Origin of the sequence: Paenibacillus sp. GCM10027627, assembly GCF_042675505.1 — a bacterium.
Taxonomy (GTDB): Bacteria; Bacillota; Bacilli; order Paenibacillales; family Paenibacillaceae; genus Pristimantibacillus.
In genome coordinates, this window is sequence record NZ_JBHTHB010000012.1 from 62,366 (window position 1) to 71,433 (window position 9,068).

A 9,068-nucleotide genomic window follows, 5' to 3' on the forward strand; every position below is an offset into this window, starting at 1 on the left:
GGAGATGCGGCGCATGATACTCGTAATCGACAACTATGATTCGTTCACGTACAATTTGGTGCAATATTTAGGCGAGCTTGGGGAAGAAATTGTCGTAAAAAGGAATGACGAGATTGATCTGGCTGGCGTTGAGGAGCTCGCTCCCGACCATATTTTGATCTCGCCGGGTCCTTGCTCTCCGAACGAAGCGGGAATCAGCTTGTCGCTGATTGAGCATTTTAAAGGGAAAATTCCGATTCTCGGCGTCTGTTTGGGGCATCAATCCATCGGACAAGCGTTCGGCGGAGAGGTTGTTCGGGCGGAGAAGCTGATGCACGGGAAAACATCGTCTATTTTGCACGACGGAAAGTCGATTTTTGAAGGTTTGGAGTCTCCGTTTACGGCGACGCGCTATCATTCTTTGATTGTACGCCGGGAGTCGTTGCCGGATTGTTTAGAAATAAGCGCAGAAACAGCCGAAGGCGAAATTATGGGCATTCGCCATAAGGAATATGCAATTGAAGGCTTGCAGTTCCACCCGGAATCGATCATTACTGATCATGGCCACAAGATGCTAGGCAACTTTTTGCGTCATCGGTCGGGTACGCTGCAATGAAAGTAGGCTTAAGAGGCAACATTGTACCCGCTAACGAAGCTGTGATCTCTGTATTCGATCACGGCTTTTTGTACGGTCTGGGGCTGTTTGAAACGTTTCGCACTTACGGCGGACGGCCGTATTTGCTGGATCGGCATATGGACAGACTTAAGAGAGGATGCGCGGAGCTCGGCATCCGGTTTGACACCCCTATAGAAGTGCTGGAACAGTGGACTCGGGAGCTGCTTGCCGCAAACGGGCTGGAAGACGGATATGTGCGGCTTACAGTCAGCGCGGGCGAAGCCGCCCTTGGGTTGCCTAGCGGCGATTATGAAGAGCCAAACGTCTTGCTGCTCGTGAAGGAGCTTCCTTCGGCGGGAGGCGGTGCTGTGCCGGCTGGAAAGCAGCTTTGCTTGCTTCGCACCAGAAGGAACACGCCGGAGGGGACGGTTCGTTTCAAGTCGCTTCATTATATGAACAACATTTTGGCTAAGCGGGAACTAACGGGCTATTCCAAAGAAAGGTCGGAGGGACCAGCGGTTCAAGCGGGTGCTGAGGGTTTGATGCTGTCGGAAGCGGGATGGCTGGCGGAAGGAATCGTCAGCAATCTGTTTTTTGCAAGCGGCGGAGTTGTACACACGCCTGCGGTCGGCACCGGCATTTTGCCGGGTATTACTCGCCAGCGCTTACTGGAACTGGCGGTCGAAACGGGATATGAAGCGGAAGAGGGATATTATCGCTGGGAAGAGCTGCTCGCGGCAGATGAGGTATGGATGACAAACTCCATTCAGGAGCTTGTGCCGGTGACCAAGCTGACGGACCCTTCCGGGTCGAGCGTCGTGGTCGGCAGCGGCGAAGCGGGGGCTTTGACCATGATCCTGTTGGAGAAATATAGGCAGGATACACGTCGCGTGTGCGGGCTTGAGTGATAACTGCAAGTGCAGGCCAGTCGATGTACAAGCAGGGCAATATTCAATTTCCAGAAGCTTAGCTAAATGATAGAGGGGATGGGCGTTCGCAGCAGCGATACAAATCTGAAAGGGAGCGCCTGTCCCAGAGGAGACGGATGAGGAATGAAACCAAAACCAACTTTTCAGAATAGAACCTATGATCTTGGCGAGGGCGTAAAGCTCGAGCTTGGCCGCCGGACGCTTATTATGGGCATTTTGAATGCGACGCCCGATTCATTCTCTGACGGGGGACGTTATTTGCAGGTGGAGCAAGCCGTGGAGCATGCTGTTGCCATGGTTCAGGCAGGGGCGGATATTCTCGACATCGGCGGGGAGTCGACCAGACCGGGATTCGATGCGGTCAGCGCCGAAGAGGAGCTGCAGCGCGTCCTTCCCGTTATTGCCGCGGTCCGGAAGGCACTGCCTTCGATTCCGCTTTCAATTGATACGTACAAAGCGGAGACAGCCCGCCAGTCGCTAGAAGCGGGCGCGCATATTATAAACGACATTTGGGGTCTGCGAGGCGACCCCGGAATGGCCGCCGTAGCGGCGGAATATGGCTGTCCCGTCATCATCAGCCACAACCGTCATGCCCGTGACTACGGCGATCTTGTCCCGGATGTGCTCGCCGACTTGCGAAGCAGCGTCGGCATCGCAAGAAGCGCCGGCGTCGCCGACGACCGGGTATGGCTTGATCCCGGCATCGGCTTCGCCAAAACATACGAGGACAACCTCGAACTTCTTGGCCGTCTGTATGAACTGACAGCGCTCGGCTATCCGGTGCTTCTTGGCACCTCGCGCAAACGGTTTATCCGGCAGACGCTGAACCTGCCGGTGGATGAGCTTGTTGAGGGGACGGCGGCGACCGTCGCACTCGGCATCGCTCAAGGCTGTCAAATCGTCCGAGTTCACGATGTGCGCGAGATTAAGCGCACCGCAATGATGACGGACGCGGTATATTACCGGCCATAGCTATGGCGGCAGTACCCCGGCATCACTTTTCGCGCATGGCTGGCTTGGCATGGCGTTCTTTTAAATATGGAAGGAGTGGTTGCTTCATGGACCGCATGATTGTAAAGGGGATGCGCTTTTATGGCTTTCATGGCGTTTTCCCCGAAGAAAATAGGCTGGGACAGCAGTTTTTTGTCGATTTGGAGCTGGTGCTCGATTTGGAGGCGGCTGCAGCATCTGACGATCTAGAGGCGACTATTAACTATGCCGAGCTGCACGCCTTGACAAAAGAAGTTGTGGAAGGCGAACCGTTCAAATTAATCGAAGCGCTCACGGGGCGCATTGCATCGCGGGTTTTGGAGGCTTATACTAGGATCATTGAAGTTACCGTTAGGGTCACGAAGCCGCACCCGCCTTTTGACATCCATTTCGATGGCGTAACGGTCGAGCTGTCCAGAAAGCGGGATGCCGATGGCCGAATTGTCCGAGCTTAACTTTGCAGAAGCCTATATTGCGCTTGGCTCCAACATGGGCGATCGCGAGGAACTGCTGGAGCAGGCGATCCGCTTGCTCGATGCGCGCGACGATATTAACGTGCTTCGCTGGTCGGGTATGTATGAGACCGATCCAGTCGGCTATACCGATCAGCCGCCTTTTTTGAACATGGCTATTGCCGTATCCACCACGCTTTCACCTCTAGAATTGCTGCGCGTTCAGCTGGAGCTGGAGAAGAGCCTCGGGAGAATTCGACATGAACGATGGGGACCAAGAACCATTGACCTTGACCTGTTGCTGTACGATAATGTCAGAATGAATCAAGAGGAATTGACGCTGCCGCATCCCCGCATGATGGAACGGTCGTTTGTACTTGTTCCCTTGCATGATGTGATGACGGATTCGCATCCTCTGCACCTGGGGATCAAGGAAGCGGCCAGCGCGGCGCTTCAAGGTGGAAAGGATGGCATCACGTTATGGAAAACAATCAATTGGCGCAGCGCGTCAGAGCCTTTCGAAAGCTGAAGGGCTACACACAGCTAGAGCTGGCCAAGGAGCTCGGCGTTTCGGTGGCGGTGCTTGGTTCGCTGGAACGCGGTACAAGGAAAAATGATCCCAAGCTATTAAATCATATTGCCAAAACATTAGGGATTCCCTATGAGGAACTCATGACTATGAAGGAGGAGTAAGGAGCGACATGCTGAAAATCGGAGACATCGAGATGAAAAACAGAGTCGTATTGGCGCCGATGGCAGGCGTGTGCAATCCGGCTTTCCGCCTTATTGCGAAGGAATTTGGAACGGGACTTGTATGTGCGGAGATGGTGAGTGACAAGGCCATTCTGCACGGCAACAAGCGGACGATGGAGATGCTGTTTGTCGACGAGCGGGAGAAGCCGCTTAGCCTGCAAATTTTTGGAGGCGACCGGGAGTCGCTCGTTGAAGCGGCAAAAGTGGTAGACAAGCAAACCAATGCCGACATTATTGATATCAATATGGGATGTCCGGTTCCAAAGGTGACCAAATGCGATGCCGGTGCCCGCTGGCTGCTGGACCCCAATAAAATATACGAGATGGTATCCGCGGTGGTGGATGCTGTCGATAAGCCGGTTACGGTCAAAATGCGTATCGGCTGGGACGATCAGCATGTTTACGCGATCGAAAACGCTAAAGCTGTGGAGCGGGCCGGCGGCAGCGCCGTCAGCGTTCATGGGCGGACCCGGGAGCAATTGTATACCGGCAAAGCGAACTGGGATATTATAAGGGATGTTAAACAAGCGGTATCGATTCCCGTTATTGGGAATGGCGATGTATTTTCTCCAGAGGACGCCAAGCGCATGCTGGAGCAGACCGGCGTCGACGGAGTGATGATCGGCCGGGGAGCTCTCGGTAATCCGTGGATGCTCTACCGGACTATTCAATATTTGACGAATGGAGAGCTATTGGGCGATCCAACGCCTCGTGAGAAGATGGATGTGGCGATTCTCCATTTGGACCGCCTCATTGCTCTGAAAAACGAAGCGGTGGCCGTTCGCGAAATGCGCAAGCATTTGGCTTGGTACTTGAAGGGTCTTCCGGGAGGAGCCCGCGTCAAGGATGTCATCATGGAAGAGACGGATCGCGACCGGATGGTAGCTATTTTGGAGAAGTACATCCTCTCCTTGGAGGAGGAAGGGGCTGCGTCGTCGACGGAAGGGTCCTCCAATCCCAACAGCGATTCGGCGGAAGAAGCGGTTCATTGATCGATAGAGGGAGACGCCCTACGCGGTTATTCGACAGAGGTCGACAATAACCGCTTTACGGCGTCTATCGCTTTACATAGCGCAATTGAAACGGTTTCACTGGCTCCATTGGCTTTGATTGACATTCGGGAGACCATGCAATATAATCGTGCAATATAATCTAACAAACAGATTAAATCGCCCAGTGGCGTAGCAGGTATGATGGACATCATGCGTAATATATTAAGTATCAGTGAATTCATACAACGTATGAAAAATTAGTCACACGACAGGAGAATGGGAAAGATGAACGATAAGCAAATCATTCTGACTCAGGACGGGTTGAAGAAGCTTGAAGAAGAGCTTGAGAATCTGAAGTCGGTCAAACGTCGTGAAGTAGCCGAGCGGATTAAAATTGCCATCGGATATGGCGACATTAGCGAAAACTCCGAATATGAGGATGCGAAGAACGAGCAGGCTTTTATCGAAGGCCGTATTATTACGCTGGAGAAGATGCTTCGCAACGCGCGGATTATTAATAACGATGATATAGATATCGATTTAGTGAGCATTGGGTCTATCGTGACGGTGGAAGATTTGGAGTTCGGCGATTCGATGGAATATGCGATCGTCGGCACGGCTGAATCGGACCCGCTGCAAAACAAGATTTCGAATGAAAGCCCCGTTGGCAAAGCGATTTTGGGCAAGAAGAAAGGCACAGTCGTAGAGGTTAACGTACCGGCGGGCATTATTCAATATAAGATTGTCGATATCAAAAAATAAGGTGCGCGATTCACGAGTTCAGAAGCTTCCTTGACGGAAGCTTTTTGATCGTTTATCGAAGGGATAAGGAGATGACAGCTGTGGAACACGAGAACAACAACGAGCAGGAACTGAGCGAGCTTTTGCAAATTCGCAGAGACAAGCTGGATGAGCTAAGAGGACTTGGTGTAGATCCATTTGGCCAAAAGTATGAGCGTACGCACAATGCAAAAGCCATTTTGGAGGCTTACGAAGGCACTAGCAAGGAAGAGCTTGAGGCGCAAGGCGTTAAGGTGAGCATTGCCGGCCGTATTATGCAGAAGCGCGGCATGGGCAAGGCTGCTTTTGCCCACATTCAGGATCTGACTGGCCGCATTCAAATTTATGTCCGCAAGGACACTGTGGAAGAACACAAGTTTGCCGCTTTCGATTTGCTGGACATCGGCGATATTGTCGGTATTCGTGGCGTAGTGTTCAAAACAAATACAGGCGAAGTATCGGTGAAGGCGCTTGAGGTTGAGGTTTTGACCAAATCGCTGCTTCCTTTGCCGGACAAGCATCACGGTCTCAAAGACGTTGAGCTGCGCTATCGCCAGCGTTATGTGGATTTGATTATGAATCCGGATGTGCAACAAACCTTTATCGCGCGTTCCAAAATCATTCAGTCCATGCGTCGTTATTTGGATTCTCTTGGCTACCTGGAAGTGGAGACGCCAACTCTTCATTCCATCGCAGGCGGCGCAGCTGCACGTCCATTTATTACGCACCACAATGCTTTGGATATGCAGCTTTACATGCGTATTGCGATCGAACTTCATTTGAAGCGCTTGATCGTGGGCGGGCTTGAAAAAGTATATGAAATCGGACGCGTCTATCGGAATGAAGGCATTTCGACTCGCCATAATCCGGAATTTACGATGATCGAACTGTATGAGGCCTATGCCGACTACAAAGATATTATGGCTCTGACTGAGAACCTGATTGCGCATATCGCCCAAGAGGTGCTTGGCACAACCAAAATCAAGTATGGCGATCATGAAATTGATCTGACTCCGCAATGGCGCAGAGTAAGCATGGTCGATCTGGTGAAAGAAGTGACAGGCGTCGACTTCAGCGTTCAAATGAGCGACGAGGAAGCGCATGCGCTTGCGAAAGAGCATAAGATTCCGGTTGAGCCGCATATGACCTTTGGCCATATTTTGAATGCCTTTTTTGAGGAGCGCTGCGAGGCTACGCTTATTCAGCCAACTTTTGTGACGGGACATCCGGTCGCTATTTCTCCACTGGCCAAAAAGAACGACGTCGATCCGCGTTTCACAGATCGCTTCGAGCTGTTTATCGTGGCTCGTGAGCATGCGAACGCATTTACAGAGCTGAACGATCCGATCGATCAGCGCGAGCGTTTCGAAGCGCAAATGGAGGAGAAAGAACAAGGCAACGATGAAGCCCATGATATGGACGATGACTTCATTCGCGCATTGGAGTACGGAATGCCTCCGACAGGCGGTCTTGGCATCGGCGTTGATCGTTTAGTTATGCTTCTGACGGATGCGCCATCCATCCGCGATGTGCTTCTTTTCCCTCATATGCGCGAAGTGCGTTCCGGGGAATAGTTCCGGCCCATACATTAATGGCTTTTTTGAAAGGAAACCGCTTGGCCTCAGGGCTGAGCGGTTTTTTATTTTTGTCATGACGGGTACAGCGACTTTAGACTCTATCTCTCTCTATTTGTTTTATATATAGAACAATAGATTATTCGACAGGGAAATCTAGCAATATTCTAAAAAATTTGAAATTGATATTGATTTACTAGACAATTATGGTAAGATGGAACCATAAAGCTATATGCACGATAACGGCAAACCTATCGAAAGGTAGGGACGCAAAGCTACAGGGCCTTCCGTATGATGGCAGCCAGTTACCGAATGATCAGGCTTTTTTTGTGTTATCTAGGACTTTATCGAACGGATGATAGGTCTATATTGAACAAGATGCAAAACTTTACACGATAATGGCAAACCTATCGAAAGGTAGGGACGCAAAGCTATAGGGCCTTCTACAAGATGGCAGCCTGGCCGCCGAAGGGAGTTTTTTTCATGCATAAATTTGTCCTCATGCTGGTTGCAGCATTCCTTCTGTTTACCTCGGTTAATGTCGTTTCGGCAAATGCTGCCACGGGGGCAGATTGGCTGAACGTTTCGCAAGTAGCTAATGGTGCGGTATCCGTAAGCTATGACGTAAAGTCGAATGTCAAAACAAAGCTAATGATCGCAAAAGGAAAAGAAAACTATACATACAACTTAGTGGCTGGAAAGAGAGTAGAACAGTTCCCTCTGCAGCTTGGTAATGGCGAATATAAAATTATGGTTCTCGAAAATGTTTCGGGCAAATCGTATAAAGTGGTAAAGCAAGAAACGGTTCAAATGAAAGTGGCTGATGAAAAGCTCGTTTACCTGAACTCGGTTCAAAATGTAAGCTGGACAGGCACTAATAAAGCGATTGTAAAAGCACAAGAGCTTGTAAAAGGCAAAAAAACAGAAGCAGAAAAAGTCCAAGCCGTATATGACTACATCATTGCGAATATCGCGTATGACTACAAATTAGCCGGCTCGGTTACAACGGATTACTTGCCAAGCATTGACCGTACTCTAACATCGAAGAAGGACATTTGCTACGGATATGCGGCATTGTTCGCGGCTATGCTTCGCAGCCTGGACATTCCGACGAAGCTTGTGATGGGCGACTCGGAATATGTAGATGTGTACCATGCTTGGAATGAGGTTTACCTGAACGGCAAATGGGTGACGATCGATACAACGGTCGATGCCGGATTCAAAAAAGGCAACAAAAAAATGGATATGATCAAAGATGCAAGCAAGTATACAAAAGCTAAACAGTACTAATTCATTATTATACGAACGAGTTAATCCCCTGAAAACAGCAGTCGCCATAGGACATCGTTAAGATGGACGAAGGCGCTAGTTGTTGAAAGGGGATTTTTTATTACCTAAGCTGAATGGATCAAACTAGCTCCGAGATACTGTGTTAATCTCAAGAGACGGCATGAAATGGGTGCAACTTACTAAAGCCTATTGGAATGAAGGTATGGGAGGTAAAGCTTTAATATTTGGTACCTATATACTGTCGATGCAGATGAACTTTCGAAATTGCCTGAAGTTAGAGCAGATAGTAAGGGAGCATGCAAGTATTTAAGAGTTGATCAAATATGATAATTCGGGAGTTTGGCGTAATTTAGGAACTATCTAACGAGGGAGTTTAGTAGAGTACACCAGGGCTAAGTAAGGCAGCGAAAATCGAAATGAGTACCAAAAGAACGGGGATATAAAACACCGTGATTAAAATGGGGCTGAGTAACAGTCATATTTCTTTTGAAAAAAGAATGTTATTAATAGGTCGTTTTTAGTTACTATTAATGAAGGAAAAAATTAAAACAAGTAATGAAATAAGTTATTTAAACTTTTTTTGAAAAAACACTTGCAATCCATTAGGCATACATGATATATTATCTAAGTCGCCGCTGAGACATGCGGTTGATGAGAGAAACAAATTGTTCTTTGAAAACTGAACAACGAGCGAAACTGCCCTGTTAATTCTG

10 protein-coding genes and 2 riboswitches are annotated in these 9,068 nt (G+C 49.4%); all 10 genes read left to right on the forward strand.

What is annotated here, in order from left to right:
- The first annotated feature begins 13 nt into the window (after positions 1 to 13).
- Complete coding sequence (gene pabA / locus ACFQZE_RS24210; RefSeq protein WP_379362005.1) at positions 14 to 595, forward strand: aminodeoxychorismate/anthranilate synthase component II; 582 nt, start codon at positions 14 to 16, stop codon at positions 593 to 595.
- Positions 592 to 1,503 carry an aminotransferase class IV gene (locus ACFQZE_RS24215; protein WP_379362007.1) on the forward strand — a complete coding sequence of 304 codons (912 nt, stop codon included), beginning with the start codon at positions 592 to 594 and terminating at the stop codon, positions 1,501 to 1,503. Before pabA ends, ACFQZE_RS24215 begins: the two co-directional genes overlap by 4 nt.
- Before the next feature lie 144 nt (positions 1,504 to 1,647).
- Complete coding sequence (gene folP / locus ACFQZE_RS24220; RefSeq protein WP_379362009.1) at positions 1,648 to 2,496, forward strand: dihydropteroate synthase; 849 nt, start codon at positions 1,648 to 1,650, stop codon at positions 2,494 to 2,496.
- 86 nt (positions 2,497 to 2,582) lie between these two features.
- Positions 2,583 to 2,969, forward strand: a complete 387-nt coding sequence (gene folB / locus ACFQZE_RS24225; protein WP_379362011.1) for a dihydroneopterin aldolase — start codon at positions 2,583 to 2,585, stop codon at positions 2,967 to 2,969.
- Positions 2,947 to 3,495, forward strand: a complete 549-nt coding sequence (folK, locus tag ACFQZE_RS24230) for a 2-amino-4-hydroxy-6-hydroxymethyldihydropteridine diphosphokinase (protein WP_379362013.1) — start codon at positions 2,947 to 2,949, stop codon at positions 3,493 to 3,495. The genes folB and folK overlap by 23 nt, the downstream gene beginning before the upstream one ends.
- On the forward strand, positions 3,447 to 3,659 hold the full coding sequence (locus ACFQZE_RS24235; RefSeq protein ID WP_379362015.1) for a helix-turn-helix domain-containing protein: 213 nt from the start codon (positions 3,447 to 3,449) through the stop codon (positions 3,657 to 3,659). The genes folK and ACFQZE_RS24235 overlap by 49 nt, the downstream gene beginning before the upstream one ends.
- 8 nt (positions 3,660 to 3,667) lie before the next feature.
- The gene (dusB, locus tag ACFQZE_RS24240) at positions 3,668 to 4,711 is read left to right on the forward strand and encodes a tRNA dihydrouridine synthase DusB (protein ID WP_379362017.1); all 1,044 of its coding nucleotides are present in this window, start codon (positions 3,668 to 3,670) and stop codon (positions 4,709 to 4,711) included.
- Between the two features lie 285 nt (positions 4,712 to 4,996).
- A complete protein-coding gene (greA, locus tag ACFQZE_RS24245; protein WP_379362019.1) occupies positions 4,997 to 5,473 on the forward strand; it encodes a transcription elongation factor GreA in 477 nt (158 codons plus the stop codon).
- 71 nt (positions 5,474 to 5,544) lie between these two features.
- Complete coding sequence (lysS, locus tag ACFQZE_RS24250) at positions 5,545 to 7,065, forward strand: lysine--tRNA ligase (RefSeq protein WP_379362021.1); 1,521 nt, start codon at positions 5,545 to 5,547, stop codon at positions 7,063 to 7,065.
- 234 nt (positions 7,066 to 7,299) lie between these two features.
- Positions 7,300 to 7,378: riboswitch (cyclic di-GMP riboswitch) on the forward strand.
- Positions 7,379 to 7,455: 77 nt separating this feature from the next.
- A riboswitch (cyclic di-GMP riboswitch) is annotated at positions 7,456 to 7,535 on the forward strand.
- A gap of 13 nt (positions 7,536 to 7,548) precedes the next feature.
- Positions 7,549 to 8,355 (forward strand): transglutaminase-like domain-containing protein, encoded by an 807-nt coding sequence (locus ACFQZE_RS24255; RefSeq protein WP_379362023.1) that lies wholly within the window; start codon positions 7,549 to 7,551, stop codon positions 8,353 to 8,355.
- Positions 8,356 to 9,068: the final 713 nt, after the last annotated feature.

Bases quoted from the DNA above. Each gene is read 5' to 3' on its own strand.
- pabA (WP_379362005.1), top strand. From the start codon at position 14: ATGATACTCGTAATCGACAACTATGATTCGTTCACGTACAATTTGGTG.
- ACFQZE_RS24215 (WP_379362007.1), top strand. From the start codon at position 592: ATGAAAGTAGGCTTAAGAGGCAACATTGTACCCGCTAACGAAGCTGTG.
- folP (WP_379362009.1), top strand. From the start codon at position 1,648: ATGAAACCAAAACCAACTTTTCAGAATAGAACCTATGATCTTGGCGAG.
- folB (WP_379362011.1), top strand. From the start codon at position 2,583: ATGGACCGCATGATTGTAAAGGGGATGCGCTTTTATGGCTTTCATGGC.
- folK (WP_379362013.1), top strand. From the start codon at position 2,947: ATGGCCGAATTGTCCGAGCTTAACTTTGCAGAAGCCTATATTGCGCTT.
- ACFQZE_RS24235 (WP_379362015.1), top strand. From the start codon at position 3,447: ATGGAAAACAATCAATTGGCGCAGCGCGTCAGAGCCTTTCGAAAGCTG.
- dusB (WP_379362017.1), top strand. From the start codon at position 3,668: ATGCTGAAAATCGGAGACATCGAGATGAAAAACAGAGTCGTATTGGCG.
- greA (WP_379362019.1), top strand. From the start codon at position 4,997: ATGAACGATAAGCAAATCATTCTGACTCAGGACGGGTTGAAGAAGCTT.
- lysS (WP_379362021.1), top strand. From the start codon at position 5,545: ATGACAGCTGTGGAACACGAGAACAACAACGAGCAGGAACTGAGCGAG.
- ACFQZE_RS24255 (WP_379362023.1), top strand. From the start codon at position 7,549: ATGCATAAATTTGTCCTCATGCTGGTTGCAGCATTCCTTCTGTTTACC.